The organism is Roseovarius aestuarii (assembly GCF_019966515.1).
Lineage (GTDB): Bacteria > Pseudomonadota > Alphaproteobacteria > Rhodobacterales > Rhodobacteraceae > Roseovarius > Roseovarius aestuarii.
The window spans coordinates 331,905-357,903 of the sequence record NZ_JAIMIB010000003.1; the positions used below are offsets into that span (position 1 = coordinate 331,905).

Below are 25,999 nucleotides of genomic sequence, written 5' to 3' on the forward strand. Positions count from 1 at the left end.
CGTTGATCCGGCCCCTCAATCCGTCCTGCCTGGTGTCTTCAGTGAGTCGTCTTGGTTCTGAAATGCCAGTGCGTTTTATCTGATTGCAACAGGTATAGGCGACGCGAATCACAGCGGTCAACCTAAAGTGATTCGAAACGTGATTTTATTGGGATTTCGGAACCGAATCTGGCGTTCAGCCGTGCTCGCGCAGAATATGACCAGCCAGATATAGCGAGCCGCAGATCAGGATGCGGGCATGGGGTACCTGCGCAATGATCCCTTGAACCGCTTCCAGCGCCGAATCAGCGGTGCCGGCCCGCATTCCGACTGCCTGCGCGGCCTTGGAGGTCTCCTCGGCTGGAAGGGTATTTGCCTCACCCGGGATAGAGATTGCGGTGAGACTGTCGGCGCGGCGCGCCAGTGGTGTCAGATATCCGGAGATATCCTTGGTGTTGAGCATTCCGCAGACCAGATGGGTAGGACGTGCGGACAGCGTGGACAGGTGCAGCCCAAGCGCCTGACCGGCAGCGGCGTTGTGACCGCCATCGAGCCAAAGTTCGGCCTGTGGTGCGGCCTCGACTAGAGGGCCGGTTTCCAGCCGCTGCATCCGTGCAGGCCAACGCGCGCTGGTCACGGCGGCTTCGCAGGCGCGTTCGCCCATGTTCAGATGGCGCAAGACCGCAAGTGCTGCTCCGGCATTGTCGAGCTGATGCGCGCCGGGCAGATTGGGCAATGGCAGGTCAAGCAATCCAGTTTCGTCCTGAAATACCATCCGTCCGCGTTCGGGAAAAACATGCCAATGCTGGCCTTGCGCGATCAAGGGCGCGCCAAGCCGATCCGCTGTCGCCTCGATGACCTCCATCGCCTCTTCGGGTTGCGGGCCGACGACACAGGGGACACGGCGTTTCAGGATACCGGCCTTTTCGCCGGCGATCTTTGCCAGCGTGTTGCCTAGATACTGCTCGTGGTCGATGGAAACGGGCGTGATCACGGTCAATTCGGGGTTCTTGACCACGTTTGTCGCGTCCAGCCTGCCACCCAGCCCGACCTCAAGCAGTGTATAATCCGCCGGGATGCGGCTCATGGCGAGGATCGCGGCGCAGGTGGTGATCTCGAAATAGGTGATCACCGCGTCGCCATTGGCGGCGTAGCATTCATCCAGCACCGCGGTCAGGTCAGGCTCGGAAATCAGCGTCCCGGCCAGCCGGATGCGTTCGTGAAAGCGCGCCAGATGCGGCGAGGTATAGGCGTGCACGCATTTGCCAGCCGCCTCCAGCCCGGCGCGGATCATCGCCTGGGTCGAGCCCTTGCCGTTTGTGCCCGCCAGATGGATGACCGGCGGCAGCCTGTCCTGCGGGTTGTCCAGCGCCGCCAGCAGCCGCCAAACCCGATCCAGCGTCAGGTCGATGATCTTGGGGTGCAGCGCCATCATCCGGTCAAGGATGATGTCAGATGTGGGCGCGATCATTTTTTCTTGGGCTTTTCGGCCGCTTTGGCCTCGGGCGTTTCCGCGTTTTTCACGGCGTCTGGGGTCTCGGGTGCGGGCAGGTCAGCTTTGACCGCCGGGGGCAGGCCAAGCAACATCCGGGTGATGGTGATCAACTCGTCACGCATCTGAGGGCGCGGCGTGACCCTGTCCAGCATACCGTGATCCAGCAGATATTCGGCGCGCTGGAAGCCATCGGGCAGTTTCTCGCGGATGGTCTGTTCGATGACACGTGGCCCGGCAAAGCAAATCAGGGCGTTCGGTTCTGCAATATGAACATCCCCCAGCATCGCATAGCTGGCCGTGACCCCACCGGTGGTCGGATGGGTCAGCACGACGATATAGGGCAGCCCGGCCTCTTTCAGCATCTGCACGGCCACGGTGGTGCGCGGCATCTGCATCAGGCTCAGGATGCCTTCCTGCATGCGCGCGCCGCCCGCCGCAGAAAACAGGATCAGCGGGCGTTTCAGGCGCACGGCCTCTTCTGCGGCGGCGATGATCGCGTTGCCCACATACATGCCCATGGATCCGGCCATGAAGCTGAAATCCTGCGCCGCTGCGACGATGGGCGTGCGGCCCATTTCACCAGTGGCGACCAGCATCGCTTCGGCCTCGCCCGAGGATTTTTGCGCTGCTTTCATCCGGTCGGGATATTTCTTCTGATCGCGGAAATGCAGCGGATCGGGTTTGGGCGCCTTTACCTTGACCTCAGTGAAGATGCCGCCGTCGAACAGCGCCTTGAACCGGTCGCGCGGACTGATTGCCATGTGGTGGCCGCATCCCGAACAGACAAACAGGTTTTCGCTGAGTTCGCGATGAAACAGCATCGTGCCGCACTCGTCGCATTTGGACCAGAGGTTTTCGGGCATCTCGCGGCGCGAAAAGATCGAATTGATCCGCGGGCGCACGTAGTTGGTGATCCAGTTCATAAGGCGATGGTCCGGTTGTTACGTTGCAGATCAGAAATAAGGGGCTACGAGGGGAATTGCAATCAGCGACGAAGGGCCAGACGGACGGCAAGCCAACTGCAAAAAAGCACCATCAGATCGACGGGCGCCCAAACAATCAGCGCGTCAGTCGAGCTTAACGAAAAAGGGAATGTATAAAGCGCGAGACCATCAAAAGCACCTTCGGGCGCTGCAACGGCGATGGCGCTGAAATTGTTGACCATGTGCAGCGCGATGGCCGGTCCCAGCGTGCCCGAACGTGCCGTAAGGTCGGCTGCTGCGATGCCGAACAATGTGGCCCATAGGACCACCACGGCAGCATTCAGTGCAGGCAGGTCCGGATCATGGTGCAAGAGGCCAAAGAGGAGCGACGGCACACCGATCCAAATCAGCGGATGTGGGAAGCGTGCCGCCAGCAGGCTTTGAATATACCCGCGAAATACAAGCTCTTCGGCTGACGTCTGGATCAGGAGCCCCAGCAGGGTGAGCGGCAGAAAGCCCAGCCAGATCCCCAAGGGAAGGTGGGGAGCGGGTGTTGTGTCGGTGGGCATGGGCATAAATGTAAGTGCGATGAAAAGCACGATCAGTGCCAGGCCGGTGCGCCGAAACTGATGCACGGTCTGCTCAAACGAGCCCATGAGTGACATCAGATTGCGCTGATGCAGGATGCGCAGGGTGATCGCCAGCGCCGCGCTTAGTAGGGCAAAAAAGAACAGGTTGAGGATGACGCCACCCGGCGTTTGCGTCGCGTCTACCGCCGCTGCCAGGGCATTGCCCAGATTGGCTGGTAACAGAGCGAAAGCAATGCTCCACAACAGGTAATTGAGCGCCCAGCTGATCAGTACTGTCAGGATCACGCCAGCGATAAGCATGCGGAGACTGGCCGTTGGTCGGGCGGCGGCGATCAGAGGCTGATACGGGTCATAACGCATGGGCGGCACCCTAGGTGCACATGGGAGGCTCGGCAATCAGCTAAGCCCACACGGCTCAGCGGAACCAGCTTGCCCAATGGTTCCCCTTGTCCTAGACCGTTGCTGATCATTTTTCACGAGGCCCGCCATGACCAAGTTCGACAAAGCCAAGCTGCCCAGCCGCCATGTAACCGAAGGACCTGCGCGCGCGCCGCACCGCTCCTACTACTACGCCATGGGCATGAGCGAGGAAGAAATCCACCAGCCTCTGGTCGGCGTCGCCACCTGCTGGAACGAGGCAGCGCCGTGCAACATCGCCCTCAATCGCCAGGCACAATCGGTCAAGATGGGCGTGAAACATGCAAGCGGCACGCCGCGCGAGTTCACGACCATCACCGTGACCGACGGAATCGCGATGGGGCATGAGGGGATGCGCAGTTCGCTCGCAAGCCGTGAGGCGATTGCCGATACGGTGGAGCTTACGATGCGAGGCCATTGCTATGACGCGCTGGTCGGTCTGGCGGGATGCGACAAGTCATTGCCGGGGATGATGATGGCGATGGTGCGCCTCAACGTGCCCTCCGTGTTCCTCTATGGCGGGTCGATCCTGCCGGGCCGTCTGGATGGCCGCGATGTAACCGTTCAGGACGTGTTCGAAGCCGTGGGCCAGAACCAGGCCGGGAACCTCAGCGAATGCGAGCTGGAGAAGCTCGAAAAAGTCGCCTGCCCCTCCGCCGGGGCCTGTGGTGGCCAGTTCACCGCTAACACCATGGCTTGTGTGTCCGAGGCGATCGGCCTTGCGCTGATGAATTCCTCGGGCGCCCCCGCGCCCTATGAAAGCCGCGACCAATATGCCGAAGCCTCGGGTTCGGCGGTGATGAACCTGCTTGAGAAAGGCATCCGCGCGCGGGACGTGGTGACGCGGAAGAGCCTCGAAAACGCCGCCCGCGTGGTGGCCTGCACCGGCGGGTCGACCAATGCCGGGCTGCACCTGCCCGCGATTGCCCATGAGGCGGGGATCGAGTTCTACCTCGATGATGTATGCGAGATTTTCAAGGACACGCCCTATTTCGTCGACCTCAAACCCGGTGGGCAGTTCGTGGCCAAGGATCTTTACGAGGTGGGCGGCGTACCGGTGGTGATGAAGGAGTTGCGCAAGGCGGGCCTGATCCACGAGGATTGCGTGACCGCTGACGGCATCACCATGGGCGAAGCACTGGACAAGATCACGCGCGAGGCCGATGGCCGGGTGATCTACCCGGTAGACAAGCCACTGTCGAAAACCGGTGGTGTTGTGGGCCTCAAGGGTAATCTGGCCCCGGCTGGCGCAATCGTGAAGGTCGCGGGTATGAGCGAGGAACAGCAGGTCTTCACCGGCCCCGCGCGGGTGTTCGAATGCGAGGAAGACGCCTTTGAGGCGGTGCAGCAACGCTCTTACAAAGAGGGCGAAGTGATCGTCATCCGCAACGAAGGACCTGCCGGTGGTCCGGGCATGCGCGAGATGCTGGCGACCACGGCGGCGCTGAGCGGCCAGGGCATGGGCAAGAAGGTGGCGCTGATCACCGATGGCCGCTTCTCGGGGGCGACGCGCGGTTTCTGTGTCGGCCATGTCGGCCCCGAATCCGCACATGGCGGCCCGATCGCGCTTTTGCAAAACGGCGACATGATCACCATCAACGCCCTTACCGGCGACATCAGCGTCGATCTGAGCGATGATGAACTGGCCCAACGCAAAGACGCATGGGCGGGGCCGCGCCAGACCATTTATGCTTCGGGCGCGCTGTGGAAATATGCCCAGCTTGTCGGCGAGACCTATAAAGGCGCTGTGACCCATCCGGGGGGCGGGGAAGAGCGTCACGTCTACGCCGACCTATGAAGTACCATCGGCCCGCGTGATGCCTGAGGCATTGCGCGGCAAAACCGTTGAATCAGCGGCATTCGACCGATCGTCGCTTGGCAAAGCCGCCACAAAGGCCTAGATGCAGCACCATGGCAAAAAACAAGTTCCATGATGGCCCAGGTCCGTCGCAGCGGCAGTTGCGGGTGGGTGAGTTGATCCGCCGGACACTGTCCGAGGTGTTGATGCGTGGCGATATCCACGACCCTGATCTGAACCGGTTGTCGGTGACCGTGGGCGAGGTGCGCACATCGCCCGACCTCAAGGTTGCGACGGCCTATGTGTTGCCGCTGGGCGGTAAGGGGAAGGACGAGGTGGTCGGCCTTCTCGCACGCAATAAACACGAGCTACGGCGTATCATCGGCAAGAAGCTGGAGCTGAAGTTCGCCCCCGATCTTCGGTTCCGGCTGGATCACACCTTCGACCAGATGGATGAAACCCGGCGGCTCTTTTCACAGGAAGAGGTGCGCCGGGATCTGGAGGAGTGATGCACCGGCTCGGGTTGCTTCTTCTGCTGAGCTGGGCCGTGCCCGGTTGGGCAGTAGAATGCCGCAGCCTGAGCTATGAGGGCGAAGCCTATACCGTCTGCGAGGTCGATGCGGCGGCAGAAGACCTCCGGCTTTTTCTGAACGATCCCGATACAGGCAAGCCGCTTGGCAACTTTACCAGTGTCGAGAAGTTGATCAGCGGCGATGGGCGCAAGCTGGTCTTTTCGATGAACGCGGGCATGTATCATACTGATCGCCGTCCCGTGGGGCACTATGCCGAAGGCGGTAAGGCGCTTGCCCCGGTGATTACAAGCGCCGGGCCGGGGAATTTCGGCCTGTTGCCTAACGGCGTGTTCTGCATTCGCGAGGCGCGCGCCGATGTGTTCGAAACCAACCGCTTTGTCAGCGAAAGCCCCGACTGCGCCTATGCCAGCCAGTCCGGCCCGATGCTGGTGATCGGCGGCGAGTTGCATCCCCGTTTCCTGCCGGATAGCGATAGCCGCTACATCCGCAACGGTGTCGGCACGAGCGCCGATGGCGATACGGCGGTCTTCGTTATCTCTGACGCGCCGGTGACGTTCCATCAGTTCGGAAGTCTCTTTCGCGATGCATTGGAACTTCCGCAGGCGCTTTACTTCGACGGCAATATCTCGCGCCTTTATGCGCCGGGTATCGACCGGTTCGATGCCGGTCTTCCGATGGGGCCGATGGTCGGTGTGGTCGCCCCCGCCGACTGATCGGACGGCGCGGGAAACCAATGCCTGAATTGACAGGCTGAACCGCATGGGGTACCGCCCCCGCTCTATCTGGGAAAAGGGTGGCGCATGGCACGCAAACGCAAAGGCCGGGACATTTCGGGCTGGCTGGTGGTCGACAAGCCCGCGGGCATGACCTCGACCGCGGTGGTGAACAAGGTGCGTTGGGCGTTGCAGGCCAAAAAGGCCGGACATGCAGGTACATTGGACCCGGAAGCAACTGGAGTTTTGGCGGTGGCGCTGGGTGAGGCGACCAAGACCGTGCCCTATATCACCGATGCGTTGAAGGCTTATTCCTTCTGTGTGCGGTTGGGGCAGGCCACCAATACCGACGATGCCGAAGGTGAGGTGATTGCAACCAGCGATGTGCGGCCGACTGATGAGGCAATCAAGGCGGCGTTGGGGGCGTTTGTCGGTGAGATCATGCAGGTTCCGCCGAAATTCTCTGCCGTCAAGATCGACGGGCAGCGCGCCTATAAACTGGCGCGTGACGGCGAGGAGGTCGAGATTGCTGCGCGACCCCTCTGGGTTGAGGAGCTTCTGCTGACCGACCGTGTGGATGCCGATCACGTGACGCTTGAGATGACCTGCGGTAAGGGCGGCTATGTGCGCGCCATCGCCCGTGATCTGGGCGAGGTGTTAGGGTGCTATGGCCATGTGGCTTGGCTCCGGCGACTTTGGTCGGGGCCTTTCGAAGCCGAGGACGGGATCAGCATCGACGAGATTGACCGGCTGGCACAGACCCCCGAGTTGGACGCGTATCTGAGACCGCTGGAGGAAGGTCTGGCCGATTTGCAGATGCTGCCCTGCACGCCCGAGGTGGCGGCAAGGTTGCGCAACGGCAACCCCGGCATGGTGATCGCCAGCGATGTGGAATACGGTGATGAATGCTGGGCCGCGATCGAAGGTCGCGCTGTGGCCGTGGGCCGTTACAAGGCCGGGGAATTGCACCCCAGCCGGGTGTTCAACATATGAGCGGCGCAGGGGAGCATGATCCCGGTGGGAAGGTGAAGCTCAAGCTGCCCGACGGAGTGATTGGTGGGGCTATATTTTCGCCATGTGGCCGCTATCGGCAGGCCCTGACCCGTGACTGGACACCCGAGGGTGCCATGCCGCGCGCTATTCTCTTTATTGGCATGAACCCGTCGGTTGCGGCGGCGGACATTTCCGACCCGACCTGCCATCGCGAACTGATGTTTGCCCGTGACTGGGGCTATACGCGATATCTCAAGGGTAACATGCTGGATTGGCGGGCGACATCGCCCAAGGATATTCCGACGGATCCCAAAATGGCCTGCAGCGCGGATAACCTTGTGGCATTGCTGGCAATGGCGGAAGAGGCCGAAACGCTGGTCATGGCCTATGGCAAGCTGCACAAGCGGTTCAATCCGGTTGTGAGAAATGTACTGTCGGCGATGCAGGGATCGGACAAGCCGCTGACCTGTCTGGGCGTCAATCAGGATGGATCCGCCAAACACCCGCTTTATCTGCGCAAGGATACGAAACTTCGGGATTTTCCGATACCGCCGATCGCCTGACCGATCAACCCGAGGATCTACCTGATCATGAGGCGTTTGAGCAAACCTATGGCGGTTAGCAGCAACCCGCCGCCGATCCCGCCCGCGGCAAGCTGACCGATGATGGCAGCGAAATCCGTCGCTGCATTGGCCCCCGCCATCCCCAACATGCCGAGCAATTTGCCGCCAAGCGCCCCGCCGACAATTCCGGTGATCGAATTCAGAATAAAGCCCAGGCTGGTATTTTTCAGCAAGCTTGCGGCGACATTCGCACCCACGGCACCCGCGATCAGGCTGATCAGAAGTTCCATTGACGCCCCTTTAATTCCCCTCGCATATCATTCGCCGTGGCGCAGCAGCCGTTGCTTCTGGCGGCTCCAGTCGCGCTTAGCATCCGTCGCGCGTTTGTCGTAGTTCTTTTTGCCCTTGGCGATTCCGATCTTCAGCTTCGCCAGACCGCGATGGTTGAAATAGAGCACCAATGGCACCAGCGTCATGCCCTTGCGCTGAGTATCATTCCACAGGCGCGACATTTCCTTTTTCGATACCAGCAATTTGCGGCGGCGTTTTTCTTCATGGGTGAAGGTCTTGGCCTGATCGTAGGGGGCGATGTAGCTGTTCACCAGCCACAGCTCACCGTCGTCTACCGTGGCGTAGCTTTCGGCGATGTTGGTGCCGCCCGACCGCAGCGATTTCACCTCGGATCCTTCAAGGATGATACCGCATTCGATGTCATCTTCGATCGCGTAGTCATACCGCGCCCGCCGGTTTTCGGCGATCACCTTGTAGTTCGGGTTGTCCTTCGGTTTGGCCATGATCGTCGTCCTATCGGGCTGCCGGATGCGTGTCCAGCGGCCCGCCTACATAGTCGGATATGGGGCTGGTTCCAAGCCCGGCATTTCAGGCCCTCAAGTCTTTCGGAGAGCCCATGACCACGTAGGAGGTGATCGAGGCGACCTGCGGCAGCGTGCCGACCACATCGGTGTGGAAGGATTTGTAGGCGGGCAGGTCGGCCACCTCGATGCGCAGCAGATATTCGACCGCGCCGGTAATGTTGTGGCATTCCACCACCTCGGGTGCGATAGCCATCGCCCGCTCGAACGCTTCCTGGCTGGCCTTTGTGTGCGAATTGAGCCCAACAGCGGCGAACGCCACGAAGCCCACACCCATGGCAGGACGGTTCAGCACCGCGCGATACCCTTGAATAACCCCCTTCTTTTCCAGCGCCGCCACCCGGCGCAGGCAGGCCGAAGCAGACAGTCCCACCTTTTCCGCCAGATCAAGATTGCTGATCCGCCCGTCGCGTATCAGTTCGCGCAATATATTTTCGTCAATATGATCCATGATCGCATTTAGTTGCATATTTTTCCCTTGAGCACAAAATTTTGCAATTCAAATGCACTTATGCCCGCATAAGGTTGCCAGCATGACTTACGAACTGCTCACCGCCCTTTTCACCTTTGCGCTCGTGACCGTGATTACGCCGGGCCCGAACAACCTGATGCTGATGGCCTCGGGCGCCAATTTTGGGTTCCGCCGCACCCTGCCGCATATGCTGGGCATCGGCATCGGCTTTCCGACGATGATCTTCCTCGTGGGGATCGGCGTGATGCAGGTGTTCGACCGCTGGCCGCTCAGCTATACGTTCCTCAAGATTTTCAGCGTGGCATACCTGCTCTATCTGGCGTGGAAGATCGCCAATGCGGCCCCACCTACGAATGCCGAGGTCACTGGTAAGCCTCTGACATTCCTGCAATCCGCCGCGTTCCAGTGGGTCAACCCCAAGGCCTGGAGCATGGCACTTTCGGCCATAACGCTCTATGCCAGCAGCCGCGATCTGCCCGCTGTCATGTGGGTCGCGGGGGTCTATGTTTGCGTCTCGTTCCTCAGCACAACGGGCTGGACGGTTCTGGGTCAGCAGATGCGGCGCCTGTTGAAAAATCCGTCGCGGTTGCGGGTGTTCAATGCGTTGATGGCTCTATTGCTGGTGGCCACGCTGATCCCCGTGTTATGGCCAGCGCAAGGATGACGCCGGAGCGTGATGATGCATCTGAACTTGTTTCATACGGCCCAGGTCCATTGTGCGACGTTTGATGCGCTGCGCGATCGGATTGCGCCAGATGTCAGGCTGATCCACCATGTTCAGCCCGGCTGGCTGGCCAGCGCGCAGAACGGAATCAGCCCTGATCTGGCGATCGAGATTTCGAAGGCCGTAACGGAAGCAGGCGAGCCGGCAATCTGTACCTGCACGACGATTGGCCCTGTGGCCGAATCGGCCGGCGCAATCCGGATCGACGAACCGATGATGCAGGTGGCCGCGCAAACCACAGGGTCGGTGCTGATGGCCTATTGTCTTGAAAGCACGCGGGGTCCGAGCCTCACCTTGCTGCAATCAGCGCTGGATGCCGCAGGCAATACTTCATTGGTGCACCCGCTTCCCATGACGGAGCTTTGGCCGCTTTTCGAGGCTGCTAAGACCGGGCAATTCGCATCCGGGATCGCAAAAGCGGTACAAGAGGCGTTGCGGGACATTGCCGATCCGGGTTGTGCGGTACTGGCGCAGGCATCAATGGCGGGCGCGGCGCCGTTGTTGGCGGACGAGCCTTGTCCGGTTCTTGCCTCACCAGAGCTGGCTTTGCGCGCAGGGTTGGCGCTGTTATGATTGCAAATCCCGGCTTGTGCGGCCATATATCGCTGCGGACAAGGTGGAGACGGCGATGACCAATTACCTCGACTTCGAAAAGCCGCTGGCCGAAATCGAAGGCAAGGCAGAAGAGCTGCGTGCATTGGCGCGTGCGAATGAGGAAATGGATGTTGAATCCGAGGCGTCGGCGCTTGACAAAAAAGCTGCTGACATCCTGCGCGATCTGTACAAGGATCTGACGCCGTGGCGGAAATGCCAGGTTGCGCGCCACCCCGAGCGACCGCATTGCCGGGACTATATCGAGCAATTGTTCAAGGAATACACGCCCCTCTCGGGCGACCGGAACTTTGCCGATGATCTGGCCGTCATGGGCGGCCTGGCGCGGCTGGATGACACGCCTGTGGTGGTGATCGGCCATGAAAAGGGCGCCGACACCAAAAGCAGGATTGAGCGGAATTTTGGCATGGCCCGACCAGAAGGATACCGCAAGGCCATTCGCCTGATGGAGCTGGCGGACAAGTTCAACCTGCCGGTGGTGACGCTGGTGGATACACCCGGCGCCTATCCCGGCAAGGGCGCCGAAGAGCGCGGTCAGTCCGAGGCGATTGCTCGCGCGACCGAAAAATGCCTGCAGATCGGTGTGCCGCTTGTGTCGGTCGTGATCGGCGAAGGCGGGTCGGGCGGGGCGGTGGCCTTTGCCAGTGCCAACCGCGTGGCGATGCTGGAACATTCGATATATTCGGTTATCTCGCCGGAGGGGTGCGCAAGCATCCTGTGGAAAGACGCCGAAAAGATGCGAGAGGCCGCCGAAGCGCTGCGCCTGACGGCTCAGGACCTGACCAAGCTGGGAGTGGCTGATCGGATCATCAACGAACCGACGGGCGGCGCACATCGCGATCCGAAAGCGGCGATTCAGGCCGTGGGAAAGGCGATTAGCGCCATGCTGAGCGAGCTTCAGGCGAAATCTCGGGAGGAGTTGGTCAAGGACCGGCGGCGGAAATTCCTGTCAATGGGCGACAAGGGGCTCGCTGCCTGAGGCGCTAGCCCACCAGCATTTTCAGACCCTGTGTTACGTCAGAGCGGACCGCCAGGCGTAACCCCGGCTCGTCCCCGGCCTTTAGGGCGCTGATGATCAGGCGATGGTAATGCGGTGGATCCTTTTGCGTCAGCTTGCCGTAAAGCGCGCGCATGGTCGGCCCCAGTTGCAGCCAGACGGTTTCCGCCATGGCCAGCATCGCCGGCGCCTGCGCCCGCAGATAGAGCGTGCGGTGGAATTCGAGATTGCGGCGGATATAGCCAACCGCATCATGGCGCTGGATATCCTCGGCAATATGCGCGTTGATGCTCTGCAACCGGTCGATCAGGGCGATATGCGCCCGTGGCAGGGCCCGGCTTGCCAGTTCCACCTCGATCAAGGCGCGCAGGGCAGCGAGTTCCTCGATCCGGTCGTTGCTAAGCTCGGGGGTTGAGACACGGCCCGAGCTTGAAAGCGTTAGCGCGCCCTCAGCCGTCAATCGCCGCACCGCTTCGCGGGCAGGGGTCATAGAGACATCGAATTCCGCACCGACACCGCGCAAGGTCAGGGGTTGGCCAGGTGCAATCTCCCCATGCATGATCCGTGTCCTGAGGCCCCGGTACACGCGGTCATGGGCCGACGGAGAGGGATCAGGGCGCGGGTTAAGCAACATGTGTTGTTTGTGATCACAAAAGAACGCAGGGTCAATCGCCGAATCGATAGCGGTGCAGATCGGCGCCGTTGCGTCGCAACCAGAGACGCGGCTCGCGGTAGTCGGGTAAAAGCTGTTCCACCAGGGTCCAGAACGCGGTCGAGTGGTTCATTTCCTGCAGATGTGCGACCTCATGGGCGGCGACATAGTCCAATACCTCTGGCGGTGCCATGATCAGACGCCAGGAGTACATCAGCCCGCCCGCCGAGGTGCATGACCCCCAGCGTGAGCGCGTATCGCGCAGGGTAATGCGGCTATAGCTTTTGCTGATCGCAGCGGCATAGCGATCCGACGCTCCGGCCAGCCGATCGCGTGCCAGGGTCTTGAGAAAGGCCTGTAACCGGGGTGCCACGGTTTCTTCGGGCCCCGGCACCAGCAGAGCGTCGCCCTCGGGCAGCACGCGTCGGCCTGTGCCCATGTCGATTCGCAAAACCTGGCCCTCGACCGGTATCTCCGCCCCCCAGGAAACCGTTACCGCGCCTGGTCGATCCTGCAGCTGAGACCGCAGCCAATCGCCCTTACTATGGGCGAAATCCAACGCTTCGCCTTCACTCACACCGCGCGGCAAGGTCAACGTTACCTGCCCATCAAGCCCCGAAACCCGCAGGGAAATCCGCCGCGCCCGAGGGGACCGGCGCAGGGTCAATTCGACCGGGGGGTTGCCGGGCAGAAGATGTTGGCCCATAGAAGCTCCTGAACTACGTAATGCGCAAGGCTTCAAAGCCTTTGACACCTGCCCGCCGTTATGGCAGGTGGCGCGGACCGTCGACAAGACCAGAGATTTGAAAGGGATTACCCATGCCCAAAGAAGAATGGGGCGTAAAGCGCCTGTGCCCCACAACCGGTAAGCGGTTTTACGACCTGAACGCGAATCCGATCATCAACCCGTATACCGGCGAAGTGTTCGAGCTTGAGACCGGCAAAAGCCGCTCGATCACGGCTGACGCCGAAGATGCCGAAACCAAGAAGATGAAAGAAGCCGACGTTGATACGACCGACGACGTGCTGGACGATGACGACGATGTCGATGTCGATCTGGGTGATGACGTGCTGGAAGACGATGACGACGATGATGTCTCGCTGGACGAGATTGCCGACGTCGCCGCGGATGACGACGACAGTTGATAAGAGTAGGGCGGGATTTTCCACTTGATCCCGCCTGCCGCTTTGCCTAATTAGCGGCGAACTGACCCGATGGGTCATATGGTACGGGGCCTTAGCTCAGCTGGGAGAGCGCTTGCATGGCATGCAAGAGGTCAGGGGTTCGATCCCCCTAGGCTCCACCAAATCTCATGAAATCAATACCTTAGTGATTGTTTGCGCCCAGTGCGACAAACAAGTGAGACATTTTGCTTGCAAAACCCTGCATATCTGAGCCTGTCCAGACACGGCATTTGGTACTTCCGCTGGCCCATCCTAAAGCAACTCCATCCCGCCTCTAAGGCTACAGATGTCAAGGTGTCCTTGGGCGCACGTGTCCCGACGGTAGCACGGCAGCTATCATGGGTGCTGGTATTCAACGCCCCTCGTGCTATCGATTGGGATCGTTTCAGGTCGTCGAATTGAGGTATTGTGGCGCGTAATTTGCTGAATACCAGAGGCTTACGAGCGGATCACCGCATACCAAACGCCCCGGCTGAGCGCAACATTGCTCAAGCTTGACCGAGTTCTGGACAAGAAAACTACCGCTTCGATAGTATCAAACCGTTAATTTATTTTTGCGGAGGTTTTGATGAAACGTTTAGCAGATTATATGAAAAAAACTCTCGCAGGCATTTTCTTGGCGGGGATAGTCTCAACAGGTGCGTCGGCCACGACCATTACGTTCGACACAATGCCGCACTCGGTATTTGCGCCAACGCCGCAAATACATATCGAATCCGGATATCAGATCACTCCGACCAGTTCATTCGCCACTTTCGGTAGCTTCGGCAGTGGCGGATTGCACCTCGATATCTGTTGCGGGCCATTTTCTTCGGGAGTCCAGTTGAGCCGGGTTGGCGGTGGTCTTTTCTCTGTGAACTCGCTTGACCTGTCCCTTTATCAAGATACGGCGCTTCTGCCGTCTTGGGTACATTTCGTGTCTTTCACGGGCTTCCGAAATAATGTGGCCGTGGCGGCGTTGTCGGGCGGCTCGGGGCTTCCGGGCACGCTTACGTTCGGGTCTGCCTTCGCCGCGCTTGATCGCCTGGTTATCGACACGTTGGCAATACCAGCGTCGTTTGATCCCTTCATCGATTATCATTTAGATGTTGATAATATCGTCGTTACAAGTGTGGCGGCGGTGCCTCTGCCCGCAGCTATCTGGTCCTTGCTCGCAGGGTTGGGGCTACTGGTGTCGCTGAAAGCGGTCCGTCGTCGCCTCAGGCCGACAGGCTGTTGAAGGCCTGATCAAGCCCCTCATAGACCTGTTCGACGTCGTCAAGTGACAGACACATCGGCGGGACCATGCGCAGACACGACTGGTAGGCGCCTGACTTTGATAAGATCAGGCCGCTTTCGCGGCAGGCTTCGAATACTGCTGCCGTTGTGTCGGGATCGGGTTCTTTGGTCTTGCGGTCCTTGACCATTTCGATCGCCAGCATCAGTCCGCGACCGCGCACGTCACCGATCGCAGCATGACGTTCTTTGAGCACATGCAGGCGCTTGAGCAAGGCGGCGCCTACCTGCCGGGCATTGTCTTGTAGATTATCTTCCTTGATCACCTGCAGCACTGCGCGCCCCGCCGCGCAAGAGGTCGGGTTGGCGCCGTAAGTGTGGAACATGAATTTTTCGGCCATGGGGGCGGCGATGTGTTTACGTGTCACCACTGCGCCCAGTGGGAAGCCGTTACCGATGCCCTTGGCCATAACAACGATGTCGGGAATCACGCCGTCGCGTTCAAAGCCCCACATATGATCACCGGTCCGGCCAAAACCGGCCTGCACCTCATCGGCGATCAAGAGGCCACCTTTGGCCCGCACACGTTCGGCTGCGCCGGACATGTAGCCCTTGGGCATCTCCACGATCCCGCCATACCCCTGAACGCTTTCGATAAACATACCGGCCACCCTACCTGAGGTGGCAGTATCAATGGTACGCTCGATCTCGTCCAAATAAGGCGCAGCTCCGGCATGTTCACCAAAGATGCCCCGGTACTGATTGGGCTCTGCCACAAAGGCGACATTGCCGGGCATGCCAGGGTGACGCCAGCCGCTGATCCCGGTGATCGATTGCGCTGCCGCCGTGGGACCGTGGTAGGCAGTACGCAACGCCAACAGATCCAGATTGCCGGTATAGGTGCGCGCCATGGTCATGGCGAGATCGATTGCCTCGGCACCCGAATTGGTGAAATGTACCACCCATTCGATGTCACCATCGGGATTGGGCATCGTAGCGGCCAGCTCCTGCGCAAAATGGGCGGGAACGGGATGATAGAACATGGTTGTGCAATGGGTCAGTTCCTGGGCCTGCTCCATCGCGGCCGCGACGACTTTGGGGTGGCTGTGGCCGACAGAAATACAGACATTCATCCCCAGAAGATCGGTATATTTGCGCCCCTCGACATCCCATAGATACTGCATTTGACCCTTTTTGAAGACCATGGGGTCTTTGAACGGAACAAACTTGCGCTGTGACGCGGCATAGTAGGTGTCACGCCGCTCTGCGGTTTCGTTGAGCGTCCAGTCGGTGTGTAATGTCATCTGTTTTCTCCCTCGATTTCCCGGCTGCGGCGGGCGACGAAATCGTCCAGCGCCTCGCGGATGCCGGTATCTATTTCCGGCGGTTGATAATCGTCGAGCAACTGCTTCACCCGCGCCGAGGCACGCTCCTGCTGCCACAAACCACCTTCGGCGTGCCATTGTTCATAGGTGCCATTGTCAGACATCTCGCCCATCCAGAAGGCGCTTTCGAAATTCTCTTGCGTATGGGTGGCGCCGAGGAAATGACCGCCGGGTTCCACCTCGAAAAACGCATCCATCGCCTGTGCCGCCTCGGAAAAATCCACGCCCTTGACGAACTGCTGCATGGCGGAACAGCGATCAGCGTCCATCACGATCTTCTCGTAGCCGGTCGTCAGAAGCCCCTCAAGGCAGCCGGTGGCGTGGATGATGAAATTTACGCCCGCCAGTGCCGCGCCCATCAATTGAGCCTGGGATTCGTATCCAGCTTGAGCGTCCGGCACTTTGGATGCCGTCAACCCGCCCACCGAATGGAACGGCAGGCCCAGCCGGTCGGCCAGTGTCTTGGCGCACATCTGAAACTGTGTGCCTTCCGGAGTGCCAAATGTCGGCGCACCAGTCTTGAGTGAAATGGGTGAGAAAAACGTGCCAAAAGCCGCCGGTGCCCCTGGGCGGATTATCTGGATCAGCGCGACGCTCGCCATGACCTCGGCCAGCACCTGTGCCAGCGTCGCCGCGACCGAGACCGGCGACATCGCCCCGCCAAGCACGAAAGGTGAGACAACCGTGCATTGCCCGGCCCTGGCGTATTCCTTCAGCGCCCACAGCATGGTTTCATCCATAACAAGCGGGGCGTTGGTGTTGACGACGGAATAGAGCACGCAATTCCGGTCCACGAAATCCGCGCCCATGACGAGTCGGCACATTTCGATTGTGTCGCGGGCGCGCTCCGGGGCGGTGACCGCACCCATGAAGGGTTTGTCATTCATCGTCAGATGAGCGTGCGCCATGTGAAGGTGGCGCAGGGGAACCGGCACATCGACCGGCTCGACCACAACGCCACCAGAATGGTTCACCGGCCCCAGTTGATGATGCAGCTTGGTGATGTTCCTGAAATCGTCGAGCGTCGCATAGCGGCGACCGCCGTCCATATCGTGCACGAATGGCGGGCCGAAACTGGGGGCATAGACCTGAGCATTGCCACCGATCTGGATCGAGCGTTCGGGATTGCGGGCGTGTTGGGTAAACACGCTTGGCGCGGTTTTGATCTTGTCCCGGCACCAGCCGGGATCAAACCGCACCCGTTCACCGTCCACGCGGGCGCCGTGGATCTTGAACAGGTCCAGCGTTTCCAGGTCACCCCGAAATTCCATCCCGATCTCATCCAGTATCCGGTCGGCGTTGCGCTCAATGATGGCGATGGCCTCGTCGTCGATCAGGCTGACCATGCCGATTTTCCGCGCCGTGTAGGGGCTGCAAACGCTTTGTCTGGCTGATCGGGCAGCCATGCGATCCTTGCGTCCGGCGCGTCGGCCCATCCTTTGTATTCCCTGGTAACTGGCGTTCAGACCGCGCCAGAGCTTCAATTTAGTCAATAAATGACGAGGAAAAGGCGTTTTGCACAGGGTTAATCAATATCATTAAAATTACTAATTCCGAGGATTAGCAATGATATATGACTTCGTGTTGCAATGACGGGAATCTCAGGTCGAAATTCTCGCGCAACAATCGTGTACAGGTTTGTGCCACGCGGATCGGGATATCGCCAAGTTCGGTATCGCGCGCGACGACCGAGATCGAGCGTCTGAAACCGGGCATCGGCAGGGGTTCGATCCGCAATCGCATCCCTTCCGCAATCGCATCTATTAGCAGGCTGGGCGTCAGAATAGCAAAACATTTTCCTGTCGTTACCGATGCGACAATCATCGACGCCCTGTCGGCTTCCATCGTGCGAGGCAGGTTCACCCGGCAGCGGAGCAAATGCTGATCCGTCCGCCGGCCCGCCAGAGCATCCGGGCTGAACCGGACCAGAGATAACTGGCTTGCAACCGTATCAATATCATCAACCCGACCGTCATAGCTTTCCGGAACCACAAGGTAGAATGGCTCATCCAGAACAGAAATACATGTAAATTCAGATAGATCGAACTGTGGATCTGCTGTAACCGCCAGATCGACCTGTCGGGATTTCAGCGCTAGCTCGTGATCTCCCGCCAAACCTGCGGACAGGTTAAGTTCAGGAATTGCCAACTCGTTCCTGACCATATCGTAAACGCCGGTTGTCAACGTAGTGGCAATCGACGCCAGCATCGCAATCCGCAAAATTGGCATCGAGGTGGACTGGATGTGACGCAATTCCGAGCGCAGATCTTCGATCTCATTCAGGATGCGGTAACCGCGTCGCTGCAGGATCTGACCCGCATGGGTCAACACAATCGGCCGCGTCGACCTGTCGAACAGCGGTGCGCCAAGTGACCATTCCAGTTTCTTGATCTGCTGCGAAACGGCGGATTGGGTCATCCCGAGAGCTGCGGATGCCTCGGTCACATTGTGCATTTCGCCCACAGTCATGAAGACTTCGATCGCCCGAAACAGGTTAATTTCGGACTCAGTCTGCTTTCTTTTCACTTTCTGATCCCGTGCATTAGATTTTCTAATTTTGAGAATGATTTCTTGCGATGCGCCCTGCAAAAGTCAATCGTCACGTCAACAGTTGCCCTACCGGGACACCTGGCAGCATTGGGACGTTTATGAACGATGTCATCATCATTGGCGGTGGCGCTATCGGCCTGAGTCTTGCCTACCATCTGGCCGGACGGGCCAAGATCACTGTTCTGGAACGTAACCAACTGACATCCGGCACCAGCTGGCATGCCGCCGGCATCGTCGGCCCGCTTCGGGCGACGCCCAACATGACTCGCTTGGCGATGTATGCAGGCGAGCTGTTTCCGAAGTTGGAGGAAGAGACGGGCCTTTCTACTGGGTACCGGAAGACCGGCGGATACTGGCTGGCGCGCGCCCCGGAACGGATGGATGAATTGCATCGCATCGCAGCACTTGGGCGGCAATTCGGGCTGACCCCGGACGTCATTCGCCCCGCAGACATAAACCTGCCCGGATTGAACACCGATGGTCTGGTGGGGGCGTTGGCCGTGGCCGAGGATGCCAATGTCAATCCGGTTGATCTGTGCATGGCCTATGCCAGGGCGGCGCGTACTAACGGAGTGAATATCCGCGAAGATGCGCCGGTGTCCCGCCTGCTTGTGGATGATCGTCGCGTGATCGGTGTGGCGCTTGCCGACGGTACCGAGCTTTTCGCCGATCAGGTGGCGCTCTGTGCCGGGGCCTGGTCGAAATCGCTGACTGATGCGATCGGTGCCGCGCTGCCCCTGCAGGCGGTCGAACACATGTATGTCGTGACCGAACCCATGCCTGACCTGCCCAACCCCTATCCGGTATTGCGTGATCTGGACCGCGGGTTTTACGTCAAGGGCGACGCCGGAAAACTGGTTATCGGCGGGTTCGAACCCGGTGCCAAGGTCTGGAACGCGCTTGGCCCTGAAGGGGACCGACCGTTTCTGGAACTGCCCGAGGATTGGGATCAGTTCATGCCGTTCATGGAAGGTGCACTGAGCCTGATCCCGGCGCTGGCCGACACCGGCATTCAACATTTCATGAATGGCCCCGAAAGTTTCACCAACGACACCCGGCCCTATATCGGGCGTATGCCAGAACTGGGCGGGCTTTACGTTGCGGCGGGTATGAATTCGATCGGGATAATGTCCTCCGCCGGGGTCGGGCGGGTGTTGGCAGACTGGATGGAGCGCAACGAACCACCGATGGACATGTGGGAGGTGGATGTGGCCCGGGTCGATCCGCTGACGGCGGCGGCGGGCCATATCGAGGCTCGCATGCAAGAGGCCGTATCTGACGCCTTTGCCCTGCATTGGCCGTTCAAGCAACCACGGGCGGGTAGGGGGCTGCGCACATCCATGCTGCATGACCGGTGGCAGGCGGTTGGTGCTGAGTTCGGACTGACCGCAGGATGGGAACGTGCCTTGTGGTACGCCGCCGACCAGCGCGAACGCAATCTGCCCTATTCCGTGGGCGATCAGCCGTGGTATCCGATTGCCTGCCGCGAGGCCGCGCAAATGGAAACCGGCACCGCCCTGATTGATCTGACACCGTTTGGCAAGTTCGACATCTTGGGACCCGATGCTCTGAAGCTGATGCAATATCTGGCAACCGGTAACGTCGATGTCGACATCGGGCGGGCGGTTTATACACCGCTTCTGAATAGCGCAGGCGGGATCGAGGCCGATACCACCATCACCCGGCTGGGCGCCGGGCATTTCCGCATGACATCAGGCGCGGCGACCCGGCAAAAGGATATGGCCTGGTTGCGCCGCCATGCCGAAGGCCGCGATGTCGAAGTCAGGGATGTCACCGAAGCCGAAGCTGTAATCGGAGTGATGGGCGCCGGATCGCGCGCTCTGTTGCAAAGGCTAAGTGACGCAGATTGGGTGAATTTCGACTTTGCCACTGCGCGCAATGTGCTGATAGCGGAGCATAAGGCACGTGCCACGCGGGTCAGTTTCGTTGGCGAGCTGGGCTGGGAACTGAACCTCATGCAAGAACATGCCGCCCCGGTCTTCGATGCGCTTTATGCCGCGGGTGCCCGGCCTTTGGGCCATTTTGCCGTAGATGGATGTCGGATCGAGAAGGGCTTCAAACATTGGGGGCACGATCTTGGATCCGACATTACACCGCTGGAGGCAGGGCTGGGGTTTACCATAGACTGGCGCAAGGACTTTCTCGGCAAAGCGCGTCTGGAAAAAGCGCGTAAGGATGGCATTGCCCGGCGGTTGTGTCTGTTTGAGCTCAAGAACAACCCGCTTGTGTTGCACGACGAACCGATTGTGGAGGATGGCAAGGTGGTAGGTTTGACCACATCCGGCGCAAAAGGGATGCGGACCGGCCTGACGCTTGCCTTTGGTCTGATCGACATTCGCCCGGGCGAAAAAATCACCCAAACAGCGGCGCGCAGCTTTGAAATCGACATCGCGGGGGCGCTCTATCCGGCGCAGGTGCTGGTGCGCCCACCTTTCGACCCAAGTGGTAAGCGGATGAAGGCATGACTGATGCAAATGTTTTGATCATCGGCGGCGGCGTGATGGGCGTGTCGCTGATGTATCATCTGGCCAAGGCCGGATGGTCCGATGTGGTTCTGACCGAAAAGAATGACTTGACCCACGGGTCGACCTGGCATGCGGCGGGCTTGTGCACCCATTTCGCGCATAATCCGACCATTCAGGAGCTTCGCGCCACGTCGGTGCGGCTCTATCGTGACATCCTGCCTGCCGAGACCGGCGACAATTGCGGCTTTCATCGTTCGGGCGCGATGCGGATCACTTCGAACCCGGACCGGATGGATGAATTTGCCCATGTGGCCGGGCTTAGCCGGTTTACGGGGTATGATTTGCAGATGCTGACACCGGGTGATGTCGAGCGCCTGCACCCTCTGGCGCAAATCGAAGGCCTGCTGGGCGGTATTTTTGAACCGGATGACGGACATGTTGACCCGACGCTCGCCACCAATGCGATGGCCAAGGTCGCCCGGCAGAACGGCGCGACGGTCATGCGTTACAATCCCGTGCACGGGGTGCGCCGCGAAGATGGCACCTGGGTGGTGCAAACCGAAAAGGCAATCATCCGCGCCCGACATATTGTCAATGCCGCCGGGACATGGGGGTGGGAAGTTGGTCATATGATGGGGTTGAATATCCCGTCAGTGCCGGTGCTGCATCAGTATCTGGTGACCGATACGATAGGCGCGGTGGCGGATCGGATCACACAGGGCCTGCCGGAACTGCCAATGATCCGCGACCCGGAAGAAAGCTGGTACGTCCGCCAGGAGCGGGACGGTCTGATCCTTGGTCCATACGAAAAACACGCGAAGGCTTGGTCCGTCGATGGTTGCCCGCCTGATTTCGGCGCTGACCTGATGCCGCCCGAGCTGGACCGCGTCGAGGACATCATCATGATGGCGATGGCGCGGATACCGGCACTGGAAACCGGCGGTATCAAATCCGTGGTCAACGGGCCCATCACCTTTACCCCCGATGCCAACCCGCTGATTGGCCCGGCGCATGGGCTGCCCAATGCCTGGCTTTTGACCGGCTCCAGCATGGGCGTGATGGAAGGCGGCGGCTCAGGCTGGTTCCTTGCCCATTGGATGACTCACGGCGCCCCGCCGATGGACGCATTGGCAATTGACAGCCGGCGGTTCGGCAACTGGGCCGACCGGGATTACCGCGTTGAAAAGGCAATCGAATGTTTTGGCCTGCAATTCGGCGTGCACTACCCGCACGAGGAACGACCCGCCGCGCGGGGCAAGCGCCTTTCGCCAATCCACGACCTGATGGTCGAGCGCGGCGCCGTTATGGGCGCCGCCTATGGCTGGGAGCGGCCGAATTGGTTTTCTCATAAGCCCGGAGACGTCGCGATCCCGAGCTTTCGGCGCTCGAACTGGTTCGAACCGGTCGCCCGGGAATGCAACACCGTCACCACGGCGGTAGGGCTGGCGGATATGTCGGTCTTTTCCAAATTCGACGTGACCGGGACAGATGCCCGCGCCTTTGTCGATAGCATCGGAACCAATCGCGCGCCCCGGACCGGGCGCATCGGTCTGACCCATGCGCTCAGCACCGCAGGGGGCGTCGAATCGGAATTCACCGTCACGACGCTGGCGGAGGATTATTTCTATCTGACCTCTGCCGCTGCCGCAGAAGAACGTGACGAGGATCTCTTGCGCGCCCGTGCAGGCGGGTTCGACGTCACGATCACCCGTGTGACCGACGACATCGGTGTGTTGGCGGTGATGGGTCCGAATTCACGGGCGCTACTTGAAAGCCTGACCAGCGATGATTTGGGCACATGGTTATCGGTGTCAGACATCAGCGTGGCAGATATCCCGGTGCGGGCGCTACGGGTTTCTTATATCGGAGAGCTCGGCTGGGAACTGCATGTCGCCCCGGACCAGATGCGCGCGCTTTTCCTTGCGCTTGAAAGGGCCGGAAAGACGCATGGCCTTGGATATTTCGGCGCCTATGCGATGAACGCCATGCGCCTTGAAAAAGGTTATCGTGCCTGGGGCGCGGATTTCACCACCGAACGTACCCCCGCCGAGACCGGTGCCGGACCTCTGATCAAGATGGATCATGATTTTATCGGCAAGGCAGAGCTGGCCCGCCGGATGAAGGCGGATGACCGATGGGAAATGGTCTTGCTTGAGGTTGATGCCGCAGAGGTCGATCCCTACTACGCGCACGGCGTGTATCAGGGCGATGCCTGTGTCGGGATCGTGACATCTGCGGCGCATGGTCATCGCACCGGCAAAACCCTTGCTTTGGCCTATCTGCGCAACAGGCTCGCCCGGGAGGGGCTGAGCATCGATTTGATGGGCGAGAGATTGCAGGCGCGTATTCTGGACAAGCCGCCGTTTGATCCGGGGAATGAACGGATGAAACAATAGACCGCTGAGCAACGATAACCCCAGAAATCGGCCCGCGAGCGTCTTGGTCAGTCGTTCTTGTTCACGTATCTGGCCCAGAGGTCCGGTCGGCGCTCTTTGGTCAACTCTTCCGACATCTCCTGCCGCCAGCGCGCGACCTTACCGTGATCGCCCGAGGTCAGCACCTCGGGGATGGTGCGCCCCATCCAGTCCGCAGGGCGGGTATATTGCGGATGCTCCAACAGCCCGTTGGAATGGCTCTCGTCCTGCGCGCTGTCGGCATTGCCCAACACCCCGGGCAGCAGGCGCACGGTTGCGTCAATCATCGCCTGCGCAGCGATCTCACCACCGGTCATGACAAAATCACCCAGGCTGACTTCTTCTATGTCGTAGTGATCGAGAACGCGCTGATCGACCCCCTCGAACCGACCGCAAAGCAGCGTAACACCGGGCCGCGCGGCCCAGTTCCGTGCTAAGGCCTGCGTAAAAGGTCGCCCACGCGGGCTGAGATAGATCACGGGGGTGCCTTCGGCCGCATCGGACTGCGCCTGATCAAGCGCCCGGCCCACCACATCCGCACGCAAGACCATGCCCGCACCGCCCCCTGCGGGCGTGTCATCGACATTGCGGTGCTTGCCCTCGCCAAAGGCGCGCAGATCGGTTGTGTGCAATGTCCAAAGGCCATCATTCAGCGCCTTGCCGGTCAGGCTTTCGCCCAGAACACCGGGAAAGGCTTGTGGAAAAAGCGTGATAATCCGCACCGCCCAGGCATCTTTCAGGTGTGGCGTATTGGTGATCAATTCTCGCGGCTGCACGGCTGCTGAGATTGACTTGCGCCCATAGGAGCGCGGGGCTGATTTATTGGTATCGGACATGGCGCGGTCTTAAGTGAAAGCCGCCGCCATGCAAACTCAAAAGTGCCTCTGGGTTAGAGTGCAAAGATCCCGAGCGCCATGAGCAGGAAGATAACCAGTGCAATGACGATCAGAATTTTCGCACCCGAGAGGGCGATACCGGAGAGCTGGCCAAATCCCAAAATGGCGGCGATGGCGGCGATGGCGAGAAGGGTGAGAATCCAGCCTAACATGGTTTGTCCTTTGTCACGGTCACGCCTTGCGAGCAGCGCTTACTGGATTAAACGATGAGATGGGGGTTTGGTTCCGGAGCTGGGCGTGATCAGTCCGAAAAAAGCCCGTCGGGCGGATCGGCGATCAGCCGTCCTGCGCTCAAATCGACGGTGGGAACGACGGCAACGGTGAAAGGCAGCAACACTGTGTCGCCCGGAGCTGCTGGCGTAATTTCTAGAAGGTCCGAGGCGCCGTGATTGAGCACATTCTCGACCCGGCCCAGAAGGGCTCCGCCGGTGTCGTAGACCTCGAGGCCGATCAGATCGGCGTGGTAGAACTCGTCATCCGGCAGGCCGGGCAGCACGTCGCGATCCACAAACAGACGCATCCCGCGCAGGGCGTCGGCCTGTTCCTTGGTATCAACCCCGGTCAACCGGGCGGTGAAGCCGTTCTTGGCTTGGCCGATCAGGCTGATACTGAAACTTCGCTTGCCGTCTTCGGAATAAAGCGGGCCGTAACTTTCAATATCCTCGGGCGTGGTGGTGAAGCTTTTCAGCCGTACCTCGCCGCGAACTCCGAAGGCCCCGGCGATCGCGCCCACACATATGCGTTTCCCGGTCGTCATCCGGCGGCCCCCGTGCACAGCCCCGATTTCATCTCACCGCCTGCGGCAACGCAGCGTTCGCCATGTTGGTGGCGTTCATAGAAAACGCCGGCGATAAAGACCATTGCCATTATGATCAGGGTGCGGATCGGGCGGAACATCTTTTATCGGACCTCCACCGGCAGAGCGCCGCGACGGCTTTCCCACCCGGCAGTTTCGAGTTCGGGGGTGCGGCTGTCTTCTTCTGGCCAGCCCACGCAGAGATAGGCGACCAGCCGCCAGCTTTCCGGCGTGTTCAGAGTGCGCGACAACTGATCGGGATCCAAAATCGAGACCCAGCCCACGCCAAGGCCCCGTGCCCGGGCGGCAAGCCAGAAATGGGTGATCGCGCCGACAACGGAATAGCGACGGGTCTCGGGCATGGTCGCCGCCCCCAAGCCCGCGCCCTTATCGGTATCTTCGGCGCAATAGATAGCCAGTTGCACTGGCGCTTCCTGCATCCCCGTAAGTTTCAGGCCGCTATAAAGCTTTGCCTTGTCGCCGTGATAGCCCGCCAGCGCGCCGGCATTAGCGGTCTTGAAATTCTCAAGCGCAGCGCTGCGGACGCTGTCGCTTTCGACCCGGACGATGCGCCAGGGTTCACTAAGGCCCACAGACGGGGCCAAAAGGAATGTGTCGAGGCACTGCACCAGCAGAGCCTCGTCCACAACATCCTTGCGGAAGCGGCGCACATCACGCCGCCACCGCATCAGATTTTGCAGGTCGTTCTGGAAGTCCTTGGAAAACTGCGACATTCCAG

Annotated in this window: 28 protein-coding genes and 1 tRNA gene; 13 read left to right on the forward strand and 16 right to left on the reverse strand. The window is 60.0% G+C overall.

Features of this window, described 5'->3' with window-relative positions:
* Positions 1-175: 175 nt before the first annotated feature.
* The 3 genes from LC334_RS06675 to LC334_RS06685 form a co-directional block, all read right to left on the reverse strand.
* A complete protein-coding gene (locus LC334_RS06675; protein ID WP_085799461.1) occupies positions 176-1,450 on the reverse strand; it encodes a bifunctional folylpolyglutamate synthase/dihydrofolate synthase in 1,275 nt (424 codons plus the stop codon).
* Positions 1,447-2,397 carry an acetyl-CoA carboxylase, carboxyltransferase subunit beta gene (gene accD, locus LC334_RS06680; RefSeq protein ID WP_085799462.1) on the reverse strand — a complete coding sequence of 317 codons (951 nt, stop codon included), beginning with the start codon at positions 2,395-2,397 and terminating at the stop codon, positions 1,447-1,449. The genes LC334_RS06675 and accD overlap by 4 nt, the downstream gene beginning before the upstream one ends.
* A gap of 62 nt (positions 2,398-2,459) precedes the next feature.
* Positions 2,460-3,347 carry a CPBP family intramembrane glutamic endopeptidase gene (locus LC334_RS06685; protein WP_085799463.1) on the reverse strand — a complete coding sequence of 296 codons (888 nt, stop codon included), beginning with the start codon at positions 3,345-3,347 and terminating at the stop codon, positions 2,460-2,462.
* Positions 3,348-3,474: 127 nt separating this feature from the next.
* Between LC334_RS06685 and ilvD the strand changes: the two genes are divergently transcribed.
* The 5 genes from ilvD (at position 3,475) to LC334_RS06710 (ending at position 8,004) form a co-directional block, all read left to right on the forward strand.
* The gene (gene ilvD / locus LC334_RS06690) at positions 3,475-5,202 is read left to right on the forward strand and encodes a dihydroxy-acid dehydratase (RefSeq protein ID WP_085799464.1); all 1,728 of its coding nucleotides are present in this window, start codon (positions 3,475-3,477) and stop codon (positions 5,200-5,202) included.
* A 113-nt stretch (positions 5,203-5,315) separates the two neighbouring features.
* Entirely contained in the window at positions 5,316-5,711 is a 396-nt protein-coding gene (rbfA, locus tag LC334_RS06695; RefSeq protein ID WP_085799465.1) for a 30S ribosome-binding factor RbfA, read from the forward strand.
* Entirely contained in the window at positions 5,711-6,448 is a 738-nt protein-coding gene (locus LC334_RS06700) for a phosphodiester glycosidase family protein (protein ID WP_085799466.1), read from the forward strand. Before rbfA ends, LC334_RS06700 begins: the two co-directional genes overlap by 1 nt.
* Positions 6,449-6,535: 87 nt before the next feature.
* The gene (gene truB, locus LC334_RS06705) at positions 6,536-7,441 is read left to right on the forward strand and encodes a tRNA pseudouridine(55) synthase TruB (protein WP_085799467.1); all 906 of its coding nucleotides are present in this window, start codon (positions 6,536-6,538) and stop codon (positions 7,439-7,441) included.
* On the forward strand, positions 7,438-8,004 hold the full coding sequence (locus LC334_RS06710) for a DUF1643 domain-containing protein (protein WP_085799468.1): 567 nt from the start codon (positions 7,438-7,440) through the stop codon (positions 8,002-8,004). Before truB ends, LC334_RS06710 begins: the two co-directional genes overlap by 4 nt.
* Positions 8,005-8,021: 17 nt before the next feature.
* Here LC334_RS06710 and LC334_RS06715 read toward each other — a convergent pair whose 3' ends face one another.
* From LC334_RS06715 to LC334_RS06725, 3 genes are all read right to left on the reverse strand, one after another.
* Complete coding sequence (locus tag LC334_RS06715; RefSeq protein WP_085799469.1) at positions 8,022-8,294, reverse strand: hypothetical protein; 273 nt, start codon at positions 8,292-8,294, stop codon at positions 8,022-8,024.
* A gap of 27 nt (positions 8,295-8,321) precedes the next feature.
* Positions 8,322-8,798: an SsrA-binding protein SmpB gene (smpB, locus tag LC334_RS06720; RefSeq protein ID WP_085799470.1), complete on the reverse strand. Its 477-nt coding sequence runs from the start codon at positions 8,796-8,798 to the stop codon at positions 8,322-8,324.
* 85 nt (positions 8,799-8,883) lie between these two features.
* The gene (locus LC334_RS06725; protein ID WP_085799553.1) at positions 8,884-9,327 is read right to left on the reverse strand and encodes an Lrp/AsnC family transcriptional regulator; all 444 of its coding nucleotides are present in this window, start codon (positions 9,325-9,327) and stop codon (positions 8,884-8,886) included.
* 82 nt (positions 9,328-9,409) lie between these two features.
* Between LC334_RS06725 and LC334_RS06730 the strand changes: the two genes are divergently transcribed.
* From LC334_RS06730 to LC334_RS06740, 3 genes are read left to right on the forward strand one after another with little or no spacing between them, the layout of a single operon-like run.
* On the forward strand, positions 9,410-10,012 hold the full coding sequence (locus LC334_RS06730; RefSeq protein ID WP_085799471.1) for a LysE family translocator: 603 nt from the start codon (positions 9,410-9,412) through the stop codon (positions 10,010-10,012).
* Between the two features lie 15 nt (positions 10,013-10,027).
* Positions 10,028-10,645: a hypothetical protein gene (locus tag LC334_RS06735; RefSeq protein ID WP_306372155.1), complete on the forward strand. Its 618-nt coding sequence runs from the start codon at positions 10,028-10,030 to the stop codon at positions 10,643-10,645.
* A 55-nt stretch (positions 10,646-10,700) separates the two neighbouring features.
* Entirely contained in the window at positions 10,701-11,663 is a 963-nt protein-coding gene (locus LC334_RS06740; protein ID WP_085799554.1) for an acetyl-CoA carboxylase carboxyltransferase subunit alpha, read from the forward strand.
* A 4-nt stretch (positions 11,664-11,667) separates the two neighbouring features.
* Here LC334_RS06740 and LC334_RS06745 read toward each other — a convergent pair whose 3' ends face one another.
* Together LC334_RS06745 and LC334_RS06750 are read right to left on the reverse strand one after the other, a co-directional pair.
* On the reverse strand, positions 11,668-12,315 hold the full coding sequence (locus tag LC334_RS06745) for a GntR family transcriptional regulator (protein WP_085799473.1): 648 nt from the start codon (positions 12,313-12,315) through the stop codon (positions 11,668-11,670).
* Positions 12,316-12,346: 31 nt separating this feature from the next.
* Complete coding sequence (locus tag LC334_RS06750; RefSeq protein WP_085799474.1) at positions 12,347-13,039, reverse strand: M48 family metallopeptidase; 693 nt, start codon at positions 13,037-13,039, stop codon at positions 12,347-12,349.
* 113 nt (positions 13,040-13,152) lie between these two features.
* On the opposite strand from LC334_RS06750, the gene LC334_RS06755 reads away from it, so the two are divergent.
* The 3 genes from LC334_RS06755 (at position 13,153) to LC334_RS06765 (ending at position 14,737) form a co-directional block, all read left to right on the forward strand.
* Positions 13,153-13,479, forward strand: coding sequence for a TIGR02300 family protein (locus tag LC334_RS06755; protein ID WP_085799475.1), 327 nt, complete (start codon positions 13,153-13,155; stop codon positions 13,477-13,479).
* Between the two features lie 85 nt (positions 13,480-13,564).
* Positions 13,565-13,640: transfer RNA gene (locus LC334_RS06760), tRNA-Ala, on the forward strand.
* A 446-nt stretch (positions 13,641-14,086) separates the two neighbouring features.
* Positions 14,087-14,737 carry a VPLPA-CTERM sorting domain-containing protein gene (locus LC334_RS06765; RefSeq protein WP_139836323.1) on the forward strand — a complete coding sequence of 217 codons (651 nt, stop codon included), beginning with the start codon at positions 14,087-14,089 and terminating at the stop codon, positions 14,735-14,737.
* Here the strand turns inward: LC334_RS06765 and LC334_RS06770 are convergent.
* The 3 genes from LC334_RS06770 to LC334_RS06780 all read right to left on the reverse strand — a co-directional run bounded on the left by LC334_RS06770 (position 14,718) and on the right by LC334_RS06780 (position 18,644).
* Positions 14,718-16,037, reverse strand: a complete 1,320-nt coding sequence (locus tag LC334_RS06770) for an aspartate aminotransferase family protein (protein WP_085799477.1) — start codon at positions 16,035-16,037, stop codon at positions 14,718-14,720. The two genes, LC334_RS06765 and LC334_RS06770, sit on opposite strands and share 20 nt — an antisense overlap.
* Positions 16,034-17,554, reverse strand: a complete 1,521-nt coding sequence (locus tag LC334_RS06775; protein ID WP_085799478.1) for a trimethylamine methyltransferase family protein — start codon at positions 17,552-17,554, stop codon at positions 16,034-16,036. Before LC334_RS06775 ends, LC334_RS06770 begins: the two co-directional genes overlap by 4 nt.
* A 124-nt stretch (positions 17,555-17,678) precedes the next feature.
* Positions 17,679-18,644 carry a LysR family transcriptional regulator gene (locus LC334_RS06780; protein WP_139836324.1) on the reverse strand — a complete coding sequence of 322 codons (966 nt, stop codon included), beginning with the start codon at positions 18,642-18,644 and terminating at the stop codon, positions 17,679-17,681.
* A gap of 122 nt (positions 18,645-18,766) precedes the next feature.
* Here LC334_RS06780 and LC334_RS06785 point away from each other — a divergent pair, with 122 nt between their 5' ends.
* Both LC334_RS06785 and LC334_RS06790 read left to right on the forward strand, forming a co-directional pair.
* Entirely contained in the window at positions 18,767-21,154 is a 2,388-nt protein-coding gene (locus LC334_RS06785) for a GcvT family protein (protein WP_085799480.1), read from the forward strand.
* On the forward strand, positions 21,151-23,550 hold the full coding sequence (locus LC334_RS06790; RefSeq protein WP_085799481.1) for a GcvT family protein: 2,400 nt from the start codon (positions 21,151-21,153) through the stop codon (positions 23,548-23,550). Before LC334_RS06785 ends, LC334_RS06790 begins: the two co-directional genes overlap by 4 nt.
* Positions 23,551-23,597: 47 nt before the next feature.
* Here LC334_RS06790 and trmD read toward each other — a convergent pair whose 3' ends face one another.
* The 5 genes from trmD to bluB all read right to left on the reverse strand — a co-directional run bounded on the left by trmD (position 23,598) and on the right by bluB (position 25,994).
* Positions 23,598-24,404, reverse strand: a complete 807-nt coding sequence (trmD, locus tag LC334_RS06795) for a tRNA (guanosine(37)-N1)-methyltransferase TrmD (RefSeq protein ID WP_085799482.1) — start codon at positions 24,402-24,404, stop codon at positions 23,598-23,600.
* A 53-nt stretch (positions 24,405-24,457) separates the two neighbouring features.
* The gene (locus tag LC334_RS06800) at positions 24,458-24,616 is read right to left on the reverse strand and encodes a DUF1328 family protein (RefSeq protein ID WP_085799483.1); all 159 of its coding nucleotides are present in this window, start codon (positions 24,614-24,616) and stop codon (positions 24,458-24,460) included.
* 89 nt (positions 24,617-24,705) lie between these two features.
* Positions 24,706-25,221 (reverse strand): ribosome maturation factor RimM, encoded by a 516-nt coding sequence (gene rimM / locus LC334_RS06805; RefSeq protein WP_085799484.1) that lies wholly within the window; start codon positions 25,219-25,221, stop codon positions 24,706-24,708.
* A complete protein-coding gene (locus tag LC334_RS06810; protein WP_176237641.1) occupies positions 25,218-25,361 on the reverse strand; it encodes a hypothetical protein in 144 nt (47 codons plus the stop codon). Before LC334_RS06810 ends, rimM begins: the two co-directional genes overlap by 4 nt.
* A gap of 3 nt (positions 25,362-25,364) precedes the next feature.
* Positions 25,365-25,994: a 5,6-dimethylbenzimidazole synthase gene (gene bluB / locus LC334_RS06815; protein ID WP_085799485.1), complete on the reverse strand. Its 630-nt coding sequence runs from the start codon at positions 25,992-25,994 to the stop codon at positions 25,365-25,367.
* Positions 25,995-25,999: the final 5 nt, after the last annotated feature.